This is a genomic window from Caulobacter soli, from assembly GCF_011045195.1.
GTDB lineage: Bacteria > Pseudomonadota > Alphaproteobacteria > Caulobacterales > Caulobacteraceae > Caulobacter > Caulobacter soli.
Genome location: NZ_CP049199.1, coordinates 3,354,647 through 3,376,563, shown reverse-complemented (window position 1 = coordinate 3,376,563; position 21,917 = coordinate 3,354,647). Strand labels below are relative to the sequence as shown.

General features: G+C 68.0%; 23 protein-coding genes. 14 read left to right on the top strand and 9 right to left on the bottom strand.

Annotation, left to right across the window (positions count from 1 at the left end):
- Positions 1–2 precede the first annotated feature (2 nt).
- Complete coding sequence (locus G3M62_RS15765) at positions 3–197, top strand: UvrB/UvrC motif-containing protein (protein ID WP_165188579.1); 195 nt, start codon at positions 3–5, stop codon at positions 195–197.
- A gap of 49 nt (positions 198–246) precedes the next feature.
- Here G3M62_RS15765 and G3M62_RS15760 read toward each other — a convergent pair whose 3' ends face one another.
- Positions 247–2,124 carry a CHASE3 domain-containing protein gene (locus tag G3M62_RS15760; RefSeq protein WP_165188577.1) on the bottom strand — a complete coding sequence of 626 codons (1,878 nt, stop codon included), beginning with the start codon at positions 2,122–2,124 and terminating at the stop codon, positions 247–249.
- Between the two features lie 224 nt (positions 2,125–2,348).
- Between G3M62_RS15760 and G3M62_RS15755 the strand changes: the two genes are divergently transcribed.
- The 3 genes from G3M62_RS15755 (at position 2,349) to G3M62_RS15745 (ending at position 6,651) form a co-directional block, all read left to right on the top strand.
- On the top strand, positions 2,349–3,032 hold the full coding sequence (locus tag G3M62_RS15755) for a TetR/AcrR family transcriptional regulator (RefSeq protein WP_165188575.1): 684 nt from the start codon (positions 2,349–2,351) through the stop codon (positions 3,030–3,032).
- Positions 3,033–3,223: 191 nt separating this feature from the next.
- On the top strand, positions 3,224–5,326 hold the full coding sequence (locus G3M62_RS15750; protein WP_165188573.1) for a TonB-dependent siderophore receptor: 2,103 nt from the start codon (positions 3,224–3,226) through the stop codon (positions 5,324–5,326).
- Between the two features lie 8 nt (positions 5,327–5,334).
- Positions 5,335–6,651: a PepSY-associated TM helix domain-containing protein gene (locus G3M62_RS15745; RefSeq protein WP_165188571.1), complete on the top strand. Its 1,317-nt coding sequence runs from the start codon at positions 5,335–5,337 to the stop codon at positions 6,649–6,651.
- Here G3M62_RS15745 and G3M62_RS15740 read toward each other — a convergent pair.
- Positions 6,648–8,189 (bottom strand): UdgX family uracil-DNA binding protein, encoded by a 1,542-nt coding sequence (locus tag G3M62_RS15740; protein ID WP_165188569.1) that lies wholly within the window; start codon positions 8,187–8,189, stop codon positions 6,648–6,650. The two genes, G3M62_RS15745 and G3M62_RS15740, sit on opposite strands and share 4 nt — an antisense overlap.
- Positions 8,189–9,415: a putative DNA modification/repair radical SAM protein gene (locus G3M62_RS15735; RefSeq protein ID WP_165188567.1), complete on the bottom strand. Its 1,227-nt coding sequence runs from the start codon at positions 9,413–9,415 to the stop codon at positions 8,189–8,191. Before G3M62_RS15735 ends, G3M62_RS15740 begins: the two co-directional genes overlap by 1 nt.
- A 92-nt stretch (positions 9,416–9,507) precedes the next feature.
- On the opposite strand from G3M62_RS15735, the gene G3M62_RS15730 reads away from it, so the two are divergent.
- Both G3M62_RS15730 and G3M62_RS15725 read left to right on the top strand, forming a co-directional pair.
- Positions 9,508–10,386 carry a transglutaminase family protein gene (locus G3M62_RS15730; protein WP_165188565.1) on the top strand — a complete coding sequence of 293 codons (879 nt, stop codon included), beginning with the start codon at positions 9,508–9,510 and terminating at the stop codon, positions 10,384–10,386.
- A gap of 34 nt (positions 10,387–10,420) precedes the next feature.
- Positions 10,421–10,567 carry a hypothetical protein gene (locus G3M62_RS15725; RefSeq protein ID WP_165188564.1) on the top strand — a complete coding sequence of 49 codons (147 nt, stop codon included), beginning with the start codon at positions 10,421–10,423 and terminating at the stop codon, positions 10,565–10,567.
- Positions 10,568–10,570: 3 nt separating this feature from the next.
- On the opposite strand, the gene G3M62_RS15720 is transcribed toward G3M62_RS15725, so the two are convergent.
- From G3M62_RS15720 to G3M62_RS15710, 3 genes are all read right to left on the bottom strand, one after another.
- A complete protein-coding gene (locus G3M62_RS15720) occupies positions 10,571–10,855 on the bottom strand; it encodes a UvrB/UvrC motif-containing protein (protein WP_281360061.1) in 285 nt (94 codons plus the stop codon).
- Between the two features lie 67 nt (positions 10,856–10,922).
- Positions 10,923–12,101 (bottom strand): vWA domain-containing protein, encoded by a 1,179-nt coding sequence (locus tag G3M62_RS15715; RefSeq protein WP_165188562.1) that lies wholly within the window; start codon positions 12,099–12,101, stop codon positions 10,923–10,925.
- A 200-nt stretch (positions 12,102–12,301) separates the two neighbouring features.
- Positions 12,302–12,820, bottom strand: coding sequence for a GNAT family N-acetyltransferase (locus G3M62_RS15710; RefSeq protein ID WP_165188559.1), 519 nt, complete (start codon positions 12,818–12,820; stop codon positions 12,302–12,304).
- A 16-nt stretch (positions 12,821–12,836) separates the two neighbouring features.
- Here G3M62_RS15710 and G3M62_RS15705 point away from each other — a divergent pair, with 16 nt between their 5' ends.
- The 8 genes from G3M62_RS15705 to G3M62_RS15670 all read left to right on the top strand — a co-directional run bounded on the left by G3M62_RS15705 (position 12,837) and on the right by G3M62_RS15670 (position 19,169).
- Positions 12,837–13,757 (top strand): histone deacetylase family protein, encoded by a 921-nt coding sequence (locus tag G3M62_RS15705; RefSeq protein ID WP_165188557.1) that lies wholly within the window; start codon positions 12,837–12,839, stop codon positions 13,755–13,757.
- Positions 13,758–13,805: 48 nt separating this feature from the next.
- Positions 13,806–14,438, top strand: a complete 633-nt coding sequence (locus G3M62_RS15700) for a histidine phosphatase family protein (RefSeq protein ID WP_165188555.1) — start codon at positions 13,806–13,808, stop codon at positions 14,436–14,438.
- Positions 14,439–14,558: 120 nt separating this feature from the next.
- Positions 14,559–14,801: an exodeoxyribonuclease VII small subunit gene (locus tag G3M62_RS15695; RefSeq protein ID WP_165188553.1), complete on the top strand. Its 243-nt coding sequence runs from the start codon at positions 14,559–14,561 to the stop codon at positions 14,799–14,801.
- Complete coding sequence (locus G3M62_RS15690; protein WP_165188551.1) at positions 14,801–15,151, top strand: tRNA-binding protein; 351 nt, start codon at positions 14,801–14,803, stop codon at positions 15,149–15,151. Before G3M62_RS15695 ends, G3M62_RS15690 begins: the two co-directional genes overlap by 1 nt.
- Positions 15,148–16,032, top strand: coding sequence for a polyprenyl synthetase family protein (locus G3M62_RS15685; protein ID WP_165188548.1), 885 nt, complete (start codon positions 15,148–15,150; stop codon positions 16,030–16,032). The genes G3M62_RS15690 and G3M62_RS15685 overlap by 4 nt, the downstream gene beginning before the upstream one ends.
- 17 nt (positions 16,033–16,049) lie before the next feature.
- Positions 16,050–17,978 carry a 1-deoxy-D-xylulose-5-phosphate synthase gene (dxs, locus tag G3M62_RS15680; protein WP_165188546.1) on the top strand — a complete coding sequence of 643 codons (1,929 nt, stop codon included), beginning with the start codon at positions 16,050–16,052 and terminating at the stop codon, positions 17,976–17,978.
- Between the two features lies 1 nt (position 17,979).
- Complete coding sequence (locus G3M62_RS15675) at positions 17,980–18,813, top strand: FRG domain-containing protein (RefSeq protein ID WP_165188544.1); 834 nt, start codon at positions 17,980–17,982, stop codon at positions 18,811–18,813.
- Between the two features lie 20 nt (positions 18,814–18,833).
- A complete protein-coding gene (locus G3M62_RS15670) occupies positions 18,834–19,169 on the top strand; it encodes a hypothetical protein (RefSeq protein WP_165188542.1) in 336 nt (111 codons plus the stop codon).
- 15 nt (positions 19,170–19,184) lie between these two features.
- Here G3M62_RS15670 and G3M62_RS15665 read toward each other — a convergent pair whose 3' ends face one another.
- The 3 genes from G3M62_RS15665 to G3M62_RS15655 are packed head-to-tail and all read right to left on the bottom strand — an operon-like array spanning position 19,185 to position 21,832.
- Entirely contained in the window at positions 19,185–19,673 is a 489-nt protein-coding gene (locus tag G3M62_RS15665) for a hypothetical protein (RefSeq protein WP_165188540.1), read from the bottom strand.
- A 45-nt stretch (positions 19,674–19,718) separates the two neighbouring features.
- A complete protein-coding gene (locus G3M62_RS15660; protein ID WP_165188538.1) occupies positions 19,719–21,203 on the bottom strand; it encodes an acetyl-CoA acetyltransferase in 1,485 nt (494 codons plus the stop codon).
- Positions 21,200–21,832, bottom strand: a complete 633-nt coding sequence (locus G3M62_RS15655; protein WP_165188536.1) for a glutathione S-transferase family protein — start codon at positions 21,830–21,832, stop codon at positions 21,200–21,202. Before G3M62_RS15655 ends, G3M62_RS15660 begins: the two co-directional genes overlap by 4 nt.
- Positions 21,833–21,917 lie beyond the last annotated feature (85 nt).

Sequence of the window (21,917 nt, the reverse complement as noted above, 5' to 3'; positions counted from 1 at the left end):
CGATGTCGCCGGAAACCCATCTGTCCGAGCTGGAAGAGGAGATGGCCCAGGCCGTCGCCTCCGAGGATTTCGAAACCGCCGCCTTGCTGCGCGGCCAGATCGACCAGATTCGCCGCGACCAGCGGGTGTTGGAGCAGCCTGGAGCGGGCGGGCCTCAGGCGGCCTATTTCAAGCAGCGCGAAGCGCGGACGTTCTGACGGGGCGTTGGTCTTGATACCTCTCTCTATGAGAGAGGGGTTTTACGCCTCACTGCCCCGCCAGCGCATCCCGCAGTTCACGGTCCAGCTGTTCCAGCGTGAACGGCTTGGTCAGCAGGCGGGTGCCGGCGTCCAGGGTGCCGTTGTGGACGATGGCGTTGCGAGTGTAGCCGGTCATGTAGATGACCTTCAGGTCCGGTCGCAGGGTCAGGGCCGCGTCGACCAGTTGCCGGCCGTTCGAGCCCGGCATGACCACGTCGGTCAGCAGGAGGTCGATCTCCGGATGCTGGCCCAGGCGCTCCAGCGCCACGGTTGCACCGTCGGCCTCGATCACCTTGTAGCCCAGCTCGCGGGCGGCGCTGACGGCGAAGCCCCGCACGCCGGGATCGTCCTCGGCGATCAGCACGGTGAAGGCGTCGCCCGAAGCCACGATCTGACGCGGCGCGGCCGGCTCCTCGACCGTGACCCCCAGGGTGTCGCGCGGCAGGTACAGCTTGACCGTCGTGCCCACGCCCAGCTCGCTGTAGAGCTTGATGTGGCCGCGCGACTGCTTGAGGAAGCCGTGCACCTGCGACAGGCCAAGGCCCGTGCCTTCGCCCAGCCGCTTGGTGGTGAAGAACGGGTCGAAGGCGCGCTCCATCACCTCGGGCGGCATGCCGCCGCCGGTGTCGGTGATCGCCACCAGCACGAACTGGCCCGGCTCGACCTCGGCGTGGGTGTCGGCATAGGCGCGGTCGAGGAAGGCGTTCGAGGTCTCGATCGTCAGGCGGCCGCCGTTCTTGGCGCCGCCCGGCCGGGCCTCGGCCATGGCGTCGCGGGCGTTGACCGCCAGGTTCAGGATCGCGCTTTCCAGCTGCGGCGAGTCGACGAAGGCGCGCCACAGGCCGCCGGCCAGGACGGTCTCGACGGCGATGTGCTCGCCCAGCGACCGACGCAGCAGCTCGGACATGTCGGACACGCACTTGTTGACGTCGGTGGGCTTGGGATCCAGCGGCTGCTGGCGCGAGAAGGCCAGCAGGCCCTTGGTCAGGGCGGCGGCGCGGTTGGCGCCCGACAGGGCGTTTTCGGCCAGGCTGAGCAGCTTTTCCTGGCCCGACAGGCGGCGGATCAGCATGTCCAGATTGCCGACGATGATCGCCAGCATGTTGTTGAAGTCGTGGGCGACGCCGCCGGTCAGCTGGCCCAGCGCCTCCATCTTCTGGGCCTGGCGAAGCTGGGCCTCGGCCCGCTCGCGCTGGGCGATCTCGTTCTCCAGCGCGCGGTTGTGGCCGGTCAGGACGTGGGCGTGGTCGCGGGTCTCGCGGGCGACGGCGAAGGCCAGCAAGGCGGCGGCGGCCAGGGCCAGCACGATCACGCCGATCAGCAGCGAGCGTTGGCTGGCGACGGCGGCCTGGCGCTGGATCAGCAGGTTCGCTTCGGCGTCCTCGAACCGCTGGCTCAGCACGCGGACGCGATCCATCATCGCCTTGCCCGCATTGGTCTTGAGGCGGGCGATGGCGGCGTCGGCCTGGCCGGCGCGGGCCTGGGCCACGGTGCGGTCCAGTTCGGCCATCTTGATGTCGATCGCCTGTTCCAGGTCGACCAGGCGCTGCCGCTGGGCGGAATTGTCGGCGACCAGGGCGTGCATCTGGCGCTTCAGACCGGGCAGGCGCGCGTTGGCTTGCTCGTAGGGCTCAAGATAGGCGTGGTCGCCGGTCAGGAGATAGCCGCGTTGGGCGGTCTCGGCGTCCTGCAGGGCGCTGAACGTCACGGCCTGGAGGCGGCGCACTTCCAGCGAGTGGGTCGCCCAGCGCTCGGCGTCCGCGCTGGTCACGGCCACGACGATCGCCGCCACGGCCGCGCAAACCAGCAGCAGAAAGCCCACGATCAGGCTTAGGCGAACGCCTTGCCCATGCGCGGCGGCGTTTGTCGACTGAACACGCGTCAAACTCGATGACTCCCCCGATGGGTCCCGACCCCGGCGAACCTGGAGTTGATACGTGGAATCGAGCGCCGCACCAAACGTCGAGAGGGGTTCGGGGCGCTGAAACCCCGGTCGACGGGCGCCCGGCTGGCGGCGCTTTCAGAATTCCTCCGTCGGCGTTCCATCTTGACGCTTGCGCCAAATTCGAACGGTCGTAAGAGTTCCCTGTAGGTAAAGGGGATCCCGTAGTGAGTCCGAAGAGCGACGGCGTTGCCGTCACCACCGCGCCAGACGTCGAAGCCGAGGGCGTCGACAATGAAGCCGTCACCAAGAACCTGGTGTTCGTCGCCGCCGAGCGCCTGTTCGCGCTGCACGGCTTCCAGAACGTCTCCGTGCGCGACATCACCGCCGCGGCGGGCGTCAATCTGGCGTCTGTGAACTATCACTTCGGCTCCAAGGACGCGCTGCTCTACGAGATCTTCCGTCGCCGCACGGTCGAGCTGAACCGCGAGCGGGCCAAGAAGCTGCACGAGGCCACCGACCGCTTCGAAGGCGCGCCGCCCGTGCGCGAGATCCTGGCCGCCCTGCTGACCCCGCCGCTGAAGTGGCTGGCTCCCGATCACGAGCGCCGCATCTCGCTGCAGTTCCTGATCCGCGCCCGCAGCGAGGGCACCGACGAAATCCGCAAGGTGCTGCAGACCGACGTCACCCACCTGCGCCGCTTCTCCGACGCCCTGCTCAAGGCGAGGCCCGACCTGCCGTCGGAGGAGATTTACTGGCGGCTGCACTTCACCCTGGGCATGCTGCACAACAACCGGTTCGCCGAGTTCGACCGCCTGAACGTGCTGTCGGAAGGCACGACCAGCGAGGCCGACGTCGAAGCCCTGCTGGGCCGGATGCTGGCCTTCGCCGAGGCCGGGTTCTCGGCCTAAAGACCCGCAATCCCATCGCCGATGCAGGCCTCGCTCCGAAAGGGGCGGGGCCTTTTCGTCATCGCACCCGTGATGATCGTGTCACAGCGGGTCTGTTTATCCGACAATTGAAGGTCAACGGTTTGACAGGGTAGGGGGCTATCTCCTACTGCACTTGCGACTCATTATTGTTTGCAAGCGAGCCTCTTCCCATGACCACCTCTCTGCGCGGCCTGCTGATGGTCGGCGTCGCTTTCCTGGCCGTCTCTTCGAGCGCCGCCGCCCTGGCCGCCGATGCGCCCGCCGCGGCGGTCGACGCCAATACGGCGGAAAACCAGGTGGACGGCGTCGTGGTCACGGGCGCGCGCACTCGCACCTCGGCGGTGACCGGCCTGGACATGAGCCTGCGCGAGACCCCGCAGTCGGTGACGATCCTCAACCAGGCCCGCATCAAGGATTTCGGCCTGACCAGCGTCAACGACCTGCTGGCCCAGGTGACCGGGGTCAATGTCGAGAAGGTCGAGACCGACCGCACCTATTACAACTCGCGCGGCTTCGACATCACCAACTTCCAGGTCGACGGCATCGGCCTGCCGCTGATCTGGGGCATCCAGTTCGGCGATCTCGACACCGTGCTGTTCGACCGGGTCGAGGTGGTGCGCGGCGCCAACAGCATGATGACCGGCACCGGCAATCCCTCGGCCACGGTCAACTATGTGCGCAAGCGCCCGACCGACACCTTCAAGGCCGCCGGCGCGGTGCAGTACGGCTCGTGGGACGACTACCGCCTGGAGGCCGACGTCTCGGGTCCGCTGGACTCGTCGGGCTCGGTGCGTGGCCGGCTGATCTACGCAAACGAGGACAAGGGGTCGTATCTCGACCACTACCACGTCAACCGCAACGTCTATGCGGGCCTGCTGGCCCTGGACGTCACGTCCAAGCTGACGGCGACCATCGGCTATTCGCTGCAGGACAACCGCTCGCGCGGCGTGCTGTGGGGCGCGCTGCCGCTGAACTATTCGGACGGGACGTTCGTCGACTATCCGCGCTCGGCCTCGACCTCGGCCGACTGGACCTACTGGAACGTCAAGGACCAGACCGCCTTCACCGAGCTGGACTATAAGTTCGACAACGGCTGGCAGTTCAAGGCCACCGGCACCTACAAGCGCTTCAACGAGAACGCCAAGCTGCTCTACGCCTATGACAACCCTGATCCGGCCACCGGCCTGGGTGTGAAGGGCATGAGCGGCATCTATCCGTCCAAGTACGAGAGCTACATCCTGGACGCCTACGCCTCGGGCCCGTTTCAGCTGTTCGGCCGCACCCACCAGCTGGTGATCGGCGGCCAGACCTCGCGGTCGACCGGCAAGGAGTGGGAGAACTTCTCCGAAGAGACGATCATCTATCCGGCCGTGCAGGACTGGGGCTCGGCGCAGCCGGGCGAGCCGACCTATCCCGGCGCGTACCAGGCCTCCGACCAGACCGACCGTCTGTCGCGCCTCTACGCCGCCGCCCACTTCAGCGTCACCGACCAGTTCAAGATCGTGGCCGGCGTCAACGCCCTGAAGCTGAAGTCGAAGGGCTATTCCTACGGCGTCGACACCCCGCGCGACGAGGACAAGGTCAGCCCCTATGTCGGCGGCGTCTATGACCTGAACCAGAACGTCTCGCTGTACGCCAGCTACACCGACATCTTCAATCCGCAGTCCGAGGTCGACGCCAACCACCAGACCCTGGCCGCCGCGCATGGCAAGGCCTACGAGGCCGGGGTGAAGAGCGAGTGGTTCGACCACCGCCTGTACCTGACCGGCGCGGTGTTCCGGTCCGAGCAGGGCGACTTGGCGGCCTATGCCGGCGACTTCCCCAATGGCCAGAGCTATTACAACGGCATCGACACCAAGGTGACCGGCTACGAGCTGGAAGCCAGCGGCGCGCTGACCGACCAGTGGACGATCAGCGCCGGCTGGACCCAGCTGAAGGTCGAGGGCGAGGACGACCTGCCCACCCGCACCTACCTGCCGCGCAAGACCTTCAAGGCCACGACCACCTACACCTTCCCCGAACTGCGCAATCTGAAGGTCGGTGCGGCGGTGCGCTGGCAGAGCGCGGTGTCGATGGTCGACATCGTGCCGGTCGAGCAGGACGCCTACGGGATCGTCGACCTGATGGCCGGGATCGATGTCACCGACAAGGTGCGCGCCACGCTCAACGTCGATAACGCGGCCGACAAGAAGTACCTGACCAGCCTGATGTGGAACCAGTCGTACTACGCCGCCCCGCGCAGCGTTTCGTTGCGTCTAGACTTCGCGTTCTGAGGCTGGTGATGGACGCCCGGACCCAGGTTCCCGTCGAGCCCAGATCGGCCGCGCGGTTCGCGCCGCCGGCCCTGCGGCCGTTCCTGACCTTCCTGCACCGGTGGGTCGGGCTGTTCATCGCCGGGTTCCTGTTCGTCTCGGGCGTCACCGGCGCGGTGATCTCGTGGGATCACGAGCTGGACGACGTGCTCAATCCGCACCTGATGTTCGCCCAATCCAGCAAAGGCGGGGGCAAGGACGGCCCCGTCTTGGCCCCCCTGGACCTCGCGCGCCAGATCGAGGCGCGCGATCCACGCGTTCAGGTCACCTATCTGCCCCTGGCTCCGGAGCCAGGCGGCACCTTGGCCTTCGGCGTCGCGCCCAAGCGTGATCCAGCGACCGGCAAGCTGTTCGAGCCGCACTACAACCAGGTGTTCATCGACCCCGTGACCGGGGCCGAGCAGGGGCGGCGCGAGTGGGGGGCGGTGTGGCCGATCACCGGCGAGACCTTCGTCTCGTTCCTCTACGTGCTGCACTACAGCCTGCACATTCCGGCGATGTGGGGCATCGATCGCTGGGGGATCTGGCTGCTGGGCGGGGTGGCGATCCTGTGGACGCTGGACTGTTTCGTCGGCTTCTACCTGACCCTGCCGCCCCGCCAGAAGACCAAGCCCGCCAAGGGCTTCTGGGCGCGCTGGAAGCCGGCCTGGGTGATCAAGACCTCGGCCAGCGCCTACCGGATCAATTTCGACATCCACCGCGCCTTCGGTCTGTGGCTGTGGGGCGTGCTGTTCACTGTGGCCTTCACAGCCTTCTCGCTGAACCTCTACAGCGAGGTGTTCTATCCGATCATGTCCAAGGTCTCGAAGGTGACGCCCAGTCCCTTCGACCTGCGCAAGCCGGCCGACCTGAATTCGCCGATCATCGCCGCCCGCACCTACGACCAGGTCCTGACCACGGCTCGGGCCGAAGCCATGAAGCGCGGCTGGCAGGCGCCCGCCGGCGGGGCGTTCTATTCGCCGGAATACGGCATCTACGGCGTGGCGTTCCATGAGCCGGGCGGCGATCATGGCGCGGCCGGGGTGGGGCCGCCCTACCTCTATTACGACGGCAAGACCGGAGCCCTGGTCGGCGACTCCCAGCCCTGGAAGGGCACGGCGGCCGACATCTTCGTCCAGGCGCAGTTCCCGCTGCACTCGGGGCGGATCCTGGGCGTTCCGGGGCGCATCCTGATCTCGCTGACCGGCGCGGTGGTCGCGGCGCTCAGCGTGACCGGCGTGGTCATCTGGCTGAAGAAACGCAAGGCGCGGGTGGGACGGCGCAGGCCCAGGCTGGCGGCGGCCTAGCCAGCCAGCTTCCAGGCCTGGCGCAGGTCTTCGACCAGTTCCGCATAGGCCCGATCCTTGGCCTCGGGATCCGGGATGCGCAGCATGAAGGACGGGTGCCAGCTGACCAGGCCCTGTTCGCCGCCGTCAAGCGCCTGGCGCTGGCCGCGGGTCTTGCCGACCGGCAGGGCCTTGCCGAACACCGCCTGCACCGCCGTCGCGCCCAGGGCCAGGATCACCTTGGGCCGGACCAGGCGGCGCTCGGCGTCCAGCCACCAGCGGCAGGCCTGGACCTCGCCCCGGTCGGGCGTCTTGTGCAGTCGGCGCTTGCCGCGCGGCTCGTGCTTGAAATGCTTGACCGCGTTGGTCACGAACACGCGGTCGCGGGGCACGCCGGCCTCGGCCATGGCCCGATCCAGAAGCTGGCCGGCCGGGCCGACGAAGGGGATGCCTTGCAGGTCCTCCTGGTCGCCCGGCTGCTCGCCGACGATCATCAGCGCCGCTTTCGCGGGCCCGGCGCCCGGCACGCCTTGGGTGGCGTTGCGCCACAGGTCGCAGCGGCGGCAGACCTGGATCCCGGCCGCCACCTCTTCCAGATTGACCAGGTTGCTCTCGCCGAACGAGCCGTCGCGGGCATGTTTCAGGGCGGCCTTGAGCACGCGGTCGGACGGCTTGGTGGGTTGGGCGGCGACCATGGTCTCGGTCCGGCTCTGGGCTTTGGCGATCAGGTCTGGAATGAGCGCCGCCTCGGGCAGGTTCCGCCAATAGCGCTTGGGCATCTCCTGTTTCATCATCGCCGGGTTCAATCGGGCCGGGTTGAAGATCGAGGCGTAATAGGTGCGCCACATCTCTTCCTGGGCGTCCTGTGAGGGCGCGTCGGCGGGATCGGCGCCGGGCGACATCGTCAGCGTGCTGCCGTCCCAATGCACGCAGGCGTCGGGCGTCAGGATCGACCAGTTCATGTTGGCGAACCGCCGGGCGAAGAACGGCGCGGCGGCCTCGGTGACACGGTGGGCCGGCTCGAACCAGGCGACGTAAGTCTCCGGCGTCACGTCCTCGACCAGCCGGAAGCGGACGAAGGCGTGCATCTTATGGATCGCCCGGCCCACGCCCTTGGCCATGTCGCGGGCCTTGGCGACGTCGGCGTCGGCGGGGTTGTCCAGCAGGCGCGGCTGACGCTCCAGGCGGTGCAGCAGGCGGTAGAGCAGGGCCAGGCGCTCGGGCGAGCGATGCAGGATGACGGTCTGGGCCAGGTCGATGAAGGCGGCGGGGACGGTCAGGATTTTTCCCTCCCCCTCGTGGGGAGGGTGGCCCCGAAGGGGTCGGGTGGGGTTTGATGAGTCTTGCGGCGAAGCCGTCGAAACGCCCTGCACCGTGCCCCACCCGTCGGCTTCGCCGCCACCCTCCCCACGAGGGGGAGGGAAGAGGTCTTGGTCGAACAAATCCCGCTCCACGGTCCACACCACCGCCTCCGGCGACACCCCCTCCGTCCGCAGAACCCGCGCCGCCACGCGCCAGCCGTCGAAGTCGATCTCGGACTCCAGTCGGGCCACCCGCATCAGAACAGGCTCAGCTGTTGCGGCGCGACCAGGGACGCTCGCAGGCCTTCGCCGTCGGTGGCCGCGCCGGGCGTCCAGTCGGCGGTGACGATGAACGGCTTGGCGCGCTTGACCGAGCCGCAGACGCGCTTGACGTCGTCCAGGGTCAGCCGGGTCTGAGCGCGGGCCTGCAGGATGCGGTCGACGCCCCGCGCGCCCAGGCCCGGCGTGCGCAGCAGAGTCTCGCGGTCGGCGGTGTTGACGTCGACCGGGAAGTCGCCGCGATGGCGCAGGGCCCAGGCGGTCTTGGGATCGACGGTCAGGTCCAGGTCCTCGCCCGGCGCGACGATCTCGCCCTGGCCGAAACCGTAGAACCGCATCAGCCAGTCGGCCTGGTACAGGCGATGCTCGCGCACCAGCGGCGGGCGGATCACCGGCAGGCGCGCGCTGCCGTCGGGGATCGGGCTGAAGGCCGAATAGTAGACGCGCTTGAGCTGGTAGGATCCGTACAGCGCCGCGCTGCGGGCCAGGATGTCGCCATCCTTGGCCGCGTCAGCTCCGACGATCAGCTGGGTCGATTGGCCCGTGGCGAACTTGCGCGGCTTGGCGCGGCCCGCTTTCACTGGCGCGTTGCGGTCCTCGATGTGCAGCCGCATCCGCCCCATGGCCTTCTTGATGCCGGCCGCGTCCTTCTCCGGCGCCAGGATCGCGAGGCTCTCGTCGCCCGGCAGCTCGACGTTGATCGACACCCGGTCGGCATAGAGCCCGGCCTCGGCCGCCAGCTCCGGCGAGGCCTCTGGGATCAGTTTCAGGTGGATGTAGCCGCGGAAGTCGTGGTCCAGCCGCAGCGATTTCGCCACGCGCACCATCTCCTCCATCGTGTAGTCGCCGGTGCGGATCACCCCCGACGACAGGAACAGGCCCTCGATATAGTTGCGCTTGTAGAAGTTCAGCGTGAGGTCGACGACCTCCTTCACCGTGAACCGGGCCCGGGCGACGTTGGATGACACGCGGTTGATGCAGTAGGCGCAGTCGTAGATGCAGAAGTTGGTCAGCAGGATCTTCAGCAGGCTGATGCAGCGCCCGTCTGGCGCATAGGCGTGGCAGATGCCCATGCCCTCGGTCGATCCGACGCCTTTTCCACCCAGGGAATCCCGCTTCTGCGCCCCCGACGAGGCGCAGGAGGCGTCGTACTTGGCCGCGTCGGAGAGGATGGCGAGCTTGCGTTTCAGATCGAGGACGGCCATCCGTCCAACCTATTGTTCTTATTTTGTTCCGTCCACCGCAATCACCGCCCTGTGACGGAACGAAGCGGGCTGGGCGGGGTTATGCTGAGCCTATGGCGCGGCTCGGCATCCTTCATGAAACGCGGTACAGCTACGCCCGGCCGGTCGGCTTCGGGGCGCATCGGCTGCTGATCCGCCCGCGCGACAGCCACGCCATCCGCATCGTCGAGGCCTCGCTGCAGACGTCTCTGCCCGGCCAGACGCGCTGGACCTACGACGCCGTCGGCAACTGCGTGTGCTGGTTCACGCCTCAGGGTGAGGCCGAGAGCCTGACCATCACCAGCCGCCTGATCATCGACCGCTACCCGGCGCCCCTGACCAGCCTGCCGATCGACGACCCGCACACCATCTCGCCGATCGTCTATTCGCGTGAGGACCGGGCGGTGCTGAACCCGTTCATCACCCCGGCCACCGACGACGACGACCGCGTGTTGCTGCGCTGGCTGCGCCAGCAGATGGAGCGCCCGGACGAGCCGGCCATCGACTTCCTGCTGCGGATGAACGCCACCATCCACGACAGCTTCGCCTACAAGGCCCGGCCCGAGGCCGGCACCCAGACCCCGGCGCAGACGATCGCGTCGGGCGAGGGCACGTGCCGCGACTTCGCCTGGCTGATGGTCGAGGCCCTGCGGCGGCTGGGCTACGCGGCGGTGTTCGCCACGGGCTACATCTACAGTGGTCCGGCCTCGGCCCTGCGCGGCGCCGGGGCCACTCACGCCTGGTGCGAGGTGTTCCTGCCGGGCCTGGGCTGGACCGAGTTCGACCCGACCAACGGCCTGGCGGAGTCGCCGGATCTGATCCTGGTCGCCCACACCCGCACGCCCAACGAGGCCAAGCCGATCTCGGGCACCATCCTGGATGATCCGGGCGAGGCCCATCTGGACGTCAAGGTCGAGGTGCGTCTGCTGGATACGCTGGAGGCGGCGGCGTGATAAAAATGACAAGAAAAATCGGGAGGATGACGTCATGATGAAGCCATTCCAACAGCAAGCGCCCCTCGGCGGCGGCCACCTGCCGCATCCCGAGCCCAAGCCCCAGCACGGCCAGAAGCCGGACGCCGAGTGCCTGAAGGTCCAGGAAAAGCGCTCGTTCGAGCCTCGCCCGGCGCACTAGGGTCTATCCCTTCGTGCGACGACCGCCCTTCGAGTGACCTTTCGTCATGGGGCTAGGCTTCCGTGGCGGGACCCAGCCTTTCGGCGGAACGTAGCTTGGCTGATCGGTGCCCAGGCCCATCCTTCCCGGCTCCTGGCGCTTGAGATACGATTTCTGAGGAGACGCAGGGGCGGCGCCCCGCAGAAGGGCGATCTGGTCGCGCAGGGCGGCCGCGGTCTCGAAATCCTCCGTCGCCACGGCCTTCGCCATCGCCGCCTCGAGTTCGGATAGGTCAGGGGTGTCGGGCACGGGGAAATCCGGGTTGCGAGCGCCAGGATAACGCGCCGGTCGCTGAAAGGGCGAGCCCGCTGGTGATCTACCCTCGCACCAGCTCGCGCATGGCCTTGTCCAGGCCGTCGATGGTCAGGGGGAACATCCGGTCGTTCATCAGCTGCTTCACCACGCCGATCGACTGGGTGTAGTCCCAGTGCCGTTCCGGCGTCGGGTTCAGCCAGACGGCGCTCTGGTAGATGTCGGTGACCCGGCTGACCCAGGTGGCGCCGGCCTCCTCGTTCCAGTGTTCGACGCTGCCGCCCGGATAGGTGATCTCGTAGGGGCTCATTGTGGCGTCGCCGACGAAGATCACCTTGTAGTCGGCGGGGAACTTGTGGAGCACGTCCCAGGTCGGGGTCTTCTCGGCCAGGCGGCGGCGATTGTCCTTCCACACCGCCTCGTACAGGCAGTTGTGGAAGTAGAAGAATTCCAGGTGCTTGAACTCGGTCTTGGCCGCGCTGAACAGCTCCTCGCAGAGCTTAATGTGGCTGTCCATCGAGCCGCCGATGTCGAAGAACAGCAGCACCTTGATCGTGTTGCGCCGCTCGGGACGCATCTGGATGTCCAGATAGCCCTTCTCGGCCGTGCCGCGGATGGTGCCGTTCAGGTCCAGCTCTTCCTGAGCGCCCTGGCGGGCGAACTTGCGCAGGCGGCGCAGGGCGACCTTGATGTTGCGCGTGCCCAGTTCGACGCTGTCGTCGAGGTTCTTGTATTCGCGCTTGTCCCAGACCTTCACCGCCTTGCCGTGGCGGCTCTTGTCCTGGCCGATGCGCACGCCTTCGGGGTTGTAACCGTTGTTGCCGAACGGCGAGGTGCCGCCCGAGCCGATCCACTTGTTGCCGCCCTCGTGGCGCTTCTTTTGCTCCTCGAGCCGCTCCTTGAGGGTCTCCATCAGCTTCTCGAAGCCGCCCAAGGCCTCGATCTGCGCCTTCTCCTCGTCGGTCAGGAACTTCTCGGTCAGGGCCTTCAGCCACTCTTCGGGGATGTCGGCGGTGACGCCGTCCTCGACGGTTTCCAGGCCCTTGAAGACGTGGCTGAACACCCGGTCGAACTTGTCGAGGTTCTTCTCGTCCTTCACCAGGCTGGCCCGCGACAGGAAGTAGAAGTCCTCGATCCGCCTGTCGATGACGTCCTTGTCCAGGGCCTCCATCAGCAGCAGGTATTCGCGCAAGCTGACGGGAACCTTGGCGGCGCGGAGCTCGGAGAAGAAGCGAAGGAACATGGGCGGGCTTTCGAACGGATGTTCGAAGGATGGCGGGGTCGGGCGGTCAACGCAATAGGTCCTCCCCCTGTGGGGGAGGCGGCCGCAGGCCAGTGGGGGGAGTTTTCGTGCGGACATCGTGGGGGCGGTGGGATCGCATCACTCACCCCTCCGTCGGCTGCGCCGACACCTCCCCCACAGGGGGAGGGCCTGCGCCGGGATCACCCCCGCCGCAGGATGAACTCCAGGTCCCGGGTCTCGCCGACCGGGAAGTGATATTCGCCGACCTTCTCGAAGCCCTTGCTCGCATAGAGCTTCTGGGCCCCGAAGTTCTCGGACCACACGCCGATCCACAAGCGTCGCGGACCGTCCCGTTCCAGCCAGTCGAGCACGGTCTTCAGCAGCAGCGAGCCGCGTCCGCCGCCCTGGAAATCCTTGAGCACATAGATCCGGTTCAGCTCGCCATCGCCCGGCTTCACGTCCGGGTGCGGCAGGCCGGCGGGACCGGCGGTGGCGTAGCCGATGGCCTCGTCGTCGACTTCCATCAGCCAGGTCGCCATCTCCGGATCGGCCAGGTCGCGCCGCGTCCGCTCCAGGCCGTAGGCGTAAGCCAGGAAGGTCTCCAGGTCCTCGGTCGGATAGAGATAAGCGAAGGTGTCGCTGAAGGTGCGCGCGCCGAGGCTCGACACCGTGTCGGCGTCTTGCAACGTAGCTCGGCGGATGGTCGCGGCGGTGCTCACGGGTTACGATCCTCGCATGGATGTCGCGCTCTATACGCACCTGGATATGCTCGACCATCGGCCCGGCGACAACCACGCCGAACGGCCCGAGCGCCTGCGGGCGGTGATCGACGCGCTGAACGACGACGCTCGCCTGGACCTGGAGAGCCTGGAGGCCCCGCTGGTCGACTTCGCCGACCTGGCCCGCGTGCACCCGCAAGGCTTCATCGACGACGTCCTGGCCGCCGCGCCCAGCAGCGGCCGTCGCGCCCTGGATCCCGACACCGTGCTGTCGGCCGGCAGCCTGACCGCCGCGCGCCGCGCCGCCGGGGCGGTGGTCGCCGCGACCCGGGCCGTGGCGGCGGGGCAGGGGAGCCGGGCGTTCTGCGCCGTCCGGCCGCCGGGCCACCACGCCGAGCCGGGCGTGGCCATGGGTTTTTGCGTGTTTTCCAACATCGCCGTGGCCGCGCGGGTCGCTCAGGCCTCGGGGCTGAAGCGCGTGGCGATCGTCGATTTCGACGTCCACCACGGCAACGGCACCCAGGCGGCGTTCGAGCACGACGCCAGCGTGTTCTTCGCCTCGATCCATCAGTCGCCGCTCTATCCGGGCACCGGCGATCCGTCGGAGACCGGGGTGGGCAACGTGGCCAACGCCATCGTCGCCCCGCATGCCCCTCGCGAGGTGTGGCGCAAGGGTTTCGAGGGCCTGATGGACCAGGTCGACGGATTCGCGCCCGAGCTGATCCTGGTCTCGGCCGGCTTCGACGCCCACGTCCGCGATCCGCTGGCCGCCCAGAGCCTGGAGGCCGAGGATTTCGCCTGGGCGACCCGGGCGATCGTCTCGGTCGCGAACCGCCGTTGCGGCGGGCGTATTGTTTCCTCGCTCGAGGGCGGCTACGACCTAGAAGCGCTCGGCCGCTCGGCGGCGGCGCATGTCAAAGCGTTGCAGGAGGGGTAGAGGTTTCGAGAGAGTCGCCGGTGGCGACGGACCGGACCTCCAAGATCTATGGCCGACGAATCCGCCGACCGCCTTTCCACGACAGAAGCCCCTGGAACCGCCGGTGTCCGGCCGGGCGCGATCACCCTGGCCCGCCACGGCGAGCCGGCCCTGTCGCGCAAGATCCGCTTCAACGCCCCGGCCTATGGCGACTGGTGGGCGCGCTACGAGGAGGGCGGCCTGCTGCCCGGCCAGACCCCGCCCAACTCGCTGAAGGCCACGGCCCGGCGAGCGGCGGTGGTGATCGCCTCCACCCGCCGCCGCTCGATCGAGACCGCCACGGCCGTCGCCGACGGCAAGGCCTTCGCCACCGACCCGCTGTTCATCGAGGCCCCGCTGCCGCCGCCGCCCTGGCCGCGCTGGATCAAGATGTCGCCTAAGCACTGGGGCTTCTTCGCCCGCTTCTGGTGGTGGTTCTTCGATCACCATGCCGGCCAGGAAAGCCGGGCCCAGGCCGAAATCCGCGCCGACCAGGCCGCCGACCTGCTGATCGGCCTGTCGCAGAACGGCCAGGAGGTGCTGCTGGTGGCCCACGGCTTCTTCAACACCATGATCGGCCTGTCGCTGCAGAAGCGCGGCCTGAAGAAGACCCAGGACCAGGGGTTCAAGTACTGGTGCGTGAAGCGCTTCGAGCGGCCCTAGGCGCCTTTCCAGGCGACAGCGACCCCAAAGCCCCTGACCTCGTTCACCAAAAGGCCCGCCAACGGCGTTGCCCGCGCCGCGGCCCGCCACTAGGGTGCGCCTGTTCGCCCCGGAGTAGAAATGATCAGTCCGCAAGATCTTGAAGGCATGAGCTTCGAGCAGGCCCTGCAGCGCCTGGAGCAGATTGTCGGCGAGCTGGAGTCCGGCAAGGCCGAACTTGAGCGCTCGATCGAGATCTATGAGGACGGCGCGGCGCTGAAGGCCCACTGCGAGAAGAAGCTCGAGGCGGCCCGCCTGAAGGTCGAGAAGATCGTTCTGGGCCAGGGCGGCGCCGTGAACGCTGAAGCGGCCGAGTTCAACTGATGGGGCAGGCGTCGCCTCAGATCGGCTACGAGGACTTCGAGCGCGTCGATATCCGTATCGGCACGGTGATCGAAGCCACGCCGTTTCCCGAGGCGCGCAAGCCCGCCTACAAGCTGACCATCGATTTCGGCCCCGTGATCGGCGTCAAGAAATCCTCGGCCCAGGTGACCAAGCACTATGCGGTCGACGAGCTGATCGGTCGGCGCGTGGCCGCCGTGGTCAATTTTCCGCCACGCCAGATCGGTCCGGTGATGTCCGAAGTCCTGTGCCTGGGCTTCCCGGACGCCGAGGGCGGCGTGGTGCTGGTCGACGTGGACCGTGACGTTCCCAACGGGGGGAAGCTGTTTTGATCGACCTGGAAAAGCGCATCGTTCAGGCCGCCGACATCGTCACCGTGGCGCTCGACGAACTGCTGCCGCGCGCCGAGGGGCCGGAAAGCCGGCTGACCGAGGCCATGCGCTACGCGGCCCTGGGGCCGGGCAAGCGCCTGCGGCCGTTCTTCGCCCTGGAGACGGGCAAGATGTTCGACCTGCCCGAACGGCCGGTCCTGCGGGCCGCCTGCGCCCTGGAATGCATCCACGCCTACAGCCTGGTGCACGACGACCTGCCGGCCATGGACGACGACGACGTGCGTCGCGGCCGTCCCACCGTGCACATCCAGTATGACGAAGCCACCGCGATCCTGGCCGGCGACGCCCTGCAGACGGCCGCCTTCGAGATCATGGCCCACCCCGACACCCACGACGACGGCAATGTGCGGTCCGAGCTGGTGCGCAAGCTGGCCATCGCCTCGGGCGCCAAGGGTATGTGCGGCGGCCAGATGATCGACCTGCTGGGCGTGCGCGACGACCTGGGGGCCGTGGCCCGCATGCAGCGCCTGAAGACCGGGGCCCTGATCGCCTTCGCCTTCGAGATCCCGCTGATCATCGCCCGGGCCAAGCCGGAAGAGCGCGCGGCCCTGATGGGTTTCGCCCAGGACCTGGGCCTGGCCTACCAGATCGTCGACGACATTCTGGACGAGGAAGGCGACGAGGCCGTGCTGGGCAAGGCCGCCGGCGGCAAGGACGCCGCCAAGGGCAAGACCAACTATGTCACCCTTCTGGGGCTTGATGCGGCCAAGGAGCGCGTCAATCTCTTGGCCACGCAAACCAAGTCGCATCTCGATATTTTCGGCGAACGGGCTGAACATCTGCGTCGTAGCGTGGATTTCGTGCTGGACCGCCGCAACTGACCGCGCTTTCTTCGGACATGCCTGCTTTGACCCCTCTCCTCGACACCATCTCGTCACCGGCCGACACCCGCGGCCTCAGCGTGACCGAACTGAAGCAGCTGGCGAACGAGGTGCGGGCCGAGACCATCGACGCCGTGTCCGTGACCGGCGGCCACCTGGGCGCGGGCCTGGGTGTGGTCGAGCTGACCGTGGCCCTGCACCACGTGTTCGAGACGCCCAAGGACATCGTCATCTGGGACGTCGGCCACCAGGCCTATCCGCACAAGATCCTGACCGGGCGCCGCGACCGCATCCGCACCCTGCGCCAGGGCGGCGGCCTGTCGGGCTTCACCAAGCGGGCCGAGAGCGAATACGACCCGTTCGGCGCGGCGCACGCGGCCACCTCGATCTCGGCGGCGCTGGGCTTCTGCGCCGCCCGCGACGCTCGCGTCGCCTCTGGGGGCGAGGACAACAGCGTCATCGCCGTGATCGGCGACGGCTCGATGAGCGCGGGCATGGCCTATGAGGCGATGAACGCGGCGGTCGACACCACCAAGCGCCTGATCGTCATCCTCAACGACAACGACATGTCGATCGCCCCGCCGGTGGGCGGCATGAGCGCCTATCTGGCCAACCTCGTCTCGGGCGGCGCCTATCGCAAGGTGCGCAAGCTGGGCAAGACGGTGGTCGAGAAGCTGCCGACCCCGATCCGCGACGCGGCCCGCAAGGCCGAGGAATACGCTCGGGGCATGGTCACCGGCGGCACCTTCTTCGAGGAGCTGGGCTTCCACTATGTCGGCCCGATCGACGGCCACGACATGGACGCCCTGGTCAGCGTGCTGAAGAACGCCAAGGAATTCGACGAAAAGCCCGTGCTGGTTCACGTCGTGACCCAGAAGGGCAAGGGCTACGCCCCGGCCGAGGGCGCGGCCGACAAGCTGCACGCGGTGGTCAAGTTCGACGTCGTCACCGGCCAGCAGCACAAGGCCGCCGCCGGTCCGCCCAGCTACACCAAGGTCTTCGCCCAGGAGCTGATCAAGCACGCGGCGATCGACGACAAGATCGTGGCCATCACCGCCGCCATGCCCTCGGGCACGGGGCTGGACCTGTTCGGCAAGGCCTTCCCCGAGCGCACCTTCGATGTCGGCATCGCCGAGCAGCATGCGGTGACCTTCGCCGCCGGCCTGGCCGCCGACGGCATGAAGCCGTTCACGGCGATCTATTCCACCTTCCTGCAGCGCGGCTACGACCAGGTCGTCCACGACGTGGCCATCCAGCGCCTGCCGGTGCGCTTCGCCATGGACCGCGCCGGCTTGGTCGGCGCCGACGGTCCGACGCATGCGGGCACCTTCGACATCGGCTTCATGGGCGCGCTGCCCGGCATGGTGCTGATGGCCGCCGCCGACGAGGTGGAACTGGCCCACATGGTCTCGACCGCCGTGGCCATCGACGACCGCCCCAGCGCCTTCCGCTATCCGCGCGGCGAGGGCCTGGGCCTGACCATGCCCGACCTGGCGGCCCCTCTGGAGATCGGCAAGGGCCGCATCGTTCGCGAGGGCACCAGCGTCGCCATCGTCTCGCTGGGCACGCGTCTGGGCGAATGCCTGAAGGCCGCCGACCTGCTGGCCGCGCGAGGCCTGTCGGCCACCGTCGCCGACGCCCGCTTCGCCAAGCCGCTGGACGTCGACATGCTGCTGCGCCTGGCTCGCGAGCACGAAGCGATCATCACGGTGGAAGAGGGCGCCATGGGCGGCTTCGGCGCCTTCGTGCTGCAGGCCCTGGCCGAGCATGGCGCCCTGGATCGCGGCCTGAAGATCCGCACCCTGGTGCTGCCCGACATCTTCCAGGACCAGGACAAGCCCGAGCTGATGTACGCCCAGGCTGGCCTCGACGCCGAAGGCATCCTGCGCGGCTGCCTGGCGGCGCTTGGCATCGACAACATCAGCGCGGCGGGGCGTCGGGCCTGAGATGGCGGAACGGTCGATCGTATCGCGGTCGGCCGAAAGCCATTGGCGCAAGTTCGAGACCTTCGTCGCGGAACGTTCGGCGCCGGAGTGGGTGTTTCGAGGGCACAGCGATAGCGCATGGAAGCTGCGCCCGAAGATTGGGCGTGAGGACATATTGGGTCCGTGGGACCCCGCAGCCGAAATCAGCCTTTTCGAGGAATTCTGTCGACGGGCTCGCCAGTTCGAAGCCGGGGTCGAGTTCACCTATTGGGACTGGTTGGCCCTAGCCCAACACTATGGCCTGCCAACGCGGCTCCTGGATTGGACCGAAAACCCACTTGTCGCCGCCTATTTCGCAATGGCCAGCAACGAGCGGCGCTCCGCCGAGATTATTTCGGTCAGGGTGCGAGATCGCGACTACCTGCATATGTCGGGCGGTCCGATACCTGTCGAGCCTGACATCCCCAGTGTGGAAACTGAGTGGACCTGGGATGTTCGGCCCACGCCTTTCAGCGCGATGAGCTGGCCGCCGTGGACGGGAGCCGTCGCATTCATTCGGCCATTGATCCGCGCCTCGCGGATGATTTCACAGCGCGGTGTGTTCTCGGTGCACCTTAGCCCAGATCGGGAGTGGCTCGGCTTCAAACAGGCCCGCGAATCCAAAGGTCAGGACCAAGGAGCGTTTGGACAGACCGATCCATATGCAGCCCTGCCACGTTTTACGGTGCCGGCTGCTTTCAAGCCGCATTTCCGTATGCGCCTGGCGAGTCTGGGCGTTGATGCTTCGTCGATCATGGCCGATCTCGGTGGCCTGTGCGACGCGCTGGAGTGGCGTTATCGCAATCGTGAAGTTTGAAATCGTGCTAGGATACGGTCATGGCGAACCAGCCCATCACAGCGCCGAGCCTTGAGCCCTCCAGCGTTCGATCCACGACGCTGCAGGAGGCCGTCGATCAATTTCCCACCAATAGGATCGTTGGGCTGGATCAGAACGGCGTCGAGGTTCATGTCGTGGGCGTGGACATCATGCCAGGCATTGTCGTTCGTCAGCCCGATGACAGCTTGGAAGCGGCCGCAAAGGTGTATCTCGAACTTCGCGGGAAGAGTGGGCGATCCACGACGACCGTCCGCGCCACAGTGAAGTTCCGCAAAGACGGGGATGACTCGGTGGCGATCGATGAGATCGTCGCCGCGACCAAGCAAGCCGCGTAGGCCAACGCAATTCCGTTATGCCGAACACGCCTTGAAGAACGCCTTCACCTGCCGCTGGTCGGCGGGGGCGGCGTCCAGGCTGTGGCGTTCGTCGGCGACCAGCAGGTCCAGATCGCCCGTGCGGCGGAAAGCCCTTAGCGCCGAGGCGTCGACCGAGGTCTGGGCCTGGAGCACGCCATCGTTCATGGCCGAGGCGGCGGTCCGGGCCTTCAGGCGCGTGACCTTGTGGCCCGAGGCCAGGGCGATCTGGTCGCCCGTCAGGCCGGTCGCCGTCAGGGTCACGGCCGAGGCGCGGGGCGCGCAGGCCATCATCATCACCACGTCGTCGCTGTTGGGCCGGCCATAGGCCAGCTTCGGGCCCTCGTCGGCGTTGTCCATGTAGCTCCAGGCGTAGCCGGGTTCGCGCGACCGGTCATAGGCGCAGCCGCTCAGCGTCAGCCCGCCCAGGGTCAGGACCAGCAAGAGGGCGTTGGGCAGGTAGCGGCGCAGGAGGCGGCTGGGCATGGGCGGGTTCCTTCGATAGGGGAACGCCGCTCCTGCCTCCTGGGTTCAGAGCCGCCAATCCAGAACGCCGTCGGCGCCCGCGCGCAGGGGCCCGACACGGCCGATCGCGAAGGCTTCGGGATCGGTGAGGGCCGCCACCGTGTCCGCGTCGTCCGCCGGAACCCGCGCCAGGGCTCTGGAGCCGTCGGAGGTCCGCACGATGGCCACGCCGTGGGTCGGCGCGCCGTCGCGGTCGTAGAGCACCGTGTGGGTCTCCAGGACGGCCTGGCCCGTGGCGTCCTCGACGAAGGCCGGTACAAGGCCGCGCCGGGTGTCGGCGGTGGCCTGGACGCTGACGTCCTCAAAGGTGCTGCCGCCTTCGGGCGCGGGGCGGTCGGCCAGCACCAGGCCGTGGTGCTTGGTGACAAATTCGCCCTGGCCGTAGAGCAGGCCGGTCCCGCCACCGTCCCGCAGCCGTCGGATCATCGCGACGGCGGCATGGGTCATGTAGTCGTTCATCGGCGCCCCGAAGAAGGTCAGGCCGCCGGTGACGGTGGGCGTCACGTCCGCCGCCAGGCCCAGGGTTCGCCGCGCCATCTTCGGCACGCAAGGGAAGCAGCTGTAGAGCTCCAGGGCGTCAAAGCTTTCCACCATGCCGCCGACGGCCTCCAGCACCGCGTCCTGGGCGACCGAGCCGTGATAGTGGTCGCGCCGCAGGTAGTCGGTCGGCTCGTTGGCCGCCGCGCCGCCCCAGATGAAGACCAGGCGCTCGTCGGGAACGCCGGCGGCCCGGGCGGCGGCCAGGCTGGTGACGATCACCGCCGCGCCCTGGTTCACCTGCATGTTGGCGACCATCAGCTTGGTGTAGGGCCAGGCGATTGGGCGGTTGTCGGGGCGGGGCGTGGTGATCTGGTCGGGCGTGAAGGCCGTCTTGATCCAGGCGTTCGGCTGCCGCGCCGCCACGGCCGCATAGGCGGACCACAGCGCGCCGGACTCGGCCAGCGCCTCGCGCGGCGTCTGGCCCCAGTGATGGGCGGCGGCGTTCTCGTAGAACGGATAGACGCTGACCGGCAGGAAGACGCCCAGCTTCAGCGCCAGGGGATGGACCTCGATGCGCGGCCCGCCGCCCGTGGCCGGCGGCTTGGGCGTCCAGGGCAGGTCGACACCGGCGGCGCGGGCCTTGTCGACGCTCCATTGCGCTTCGGCCCCCACCACGGCGCAGACCTCGGCCTCGCCCCGGGCGATGCGGATGGCGGCCTCGTGGAGGTAGCGCACCGGGCTTTCGCCGCCCACGGGACCATAGACGGCGCGGGCCGGCGCGATGCCGAGACGGGCGCAGAGCTGGCCGGCCGTATCGGCGTAGCGCCAGCTCAACTGATTGACGACGTCCAGCGAGGCGATCCGGGCCAGGACACCGCCGCCCGCGTCGGCGTCGGCCTCGCGCAGGGCCGCCTCCATAAGGGCGAGGGGCTCCAGGGCTCTGGAAAGGTCGGTGGGGCGGTCGAGAGCCTCGCCGACGCCGACGATGACGGGGGTGCGATCCAGGCTCACAGGACGGGCTCTCCGGCGCTTTCGGCGGCCAAGGCGCGCTGGTAGCCGTCGCGCGCTTTCATCCGCCCCAGGTGGGCCTTGAAGGCTTCCGGGAAGCTGTCGGCGAAACCCAGCTGCTCGCCCAGCTTCAGGGCGTAGGCCACCGAGATGTCGGCCATGGTGAAGCGGCCGGCGGCGACATAACCGCTGTCGTCCAGTAGCTTGGCCGCCGCCTTCAGCCGCGACAGGAACCATTGCACATAGTCGGCGGCGGCCTGGGGCAGGCGACGCTCTTCGGGCTCGAACACCGCGTAGCGCAGATGGATGGTCTGCGGGAAGGTGAGCGTGGCCTCGCCCATGTGCAGGAAGTTCAGATAGGCGCCGAAGCCGGGTTCGTCCGGCGCCACGGCCAGGTCGCTGGGCTCGTACCGGCGCGCCAGATATTCGCCGATCGCCGCCGACTCGCTCATCAGGACGTCGCCGTCGATCAGGGTGGGCGTCGTGCCCAGCGGATTGATGTCCAGATAGCCGGGTTCGCGGAAACGAGGCGGGAAGGGCGTCAGCTTCAGTTCGTAGGCCAGGCCCAGCTCTTCCAGCGCCCACAGGGCCCGGAACGAGCGCGCCCCCACGCAGTGATAGAGGGTGATCATCCTGGCCGCCTCCCGCCTTCATCGCGGGCAGCATCCGACGGAACGCGACATCAGGCCATCGTGCCCTTACGTCCGCCGCGCGAGA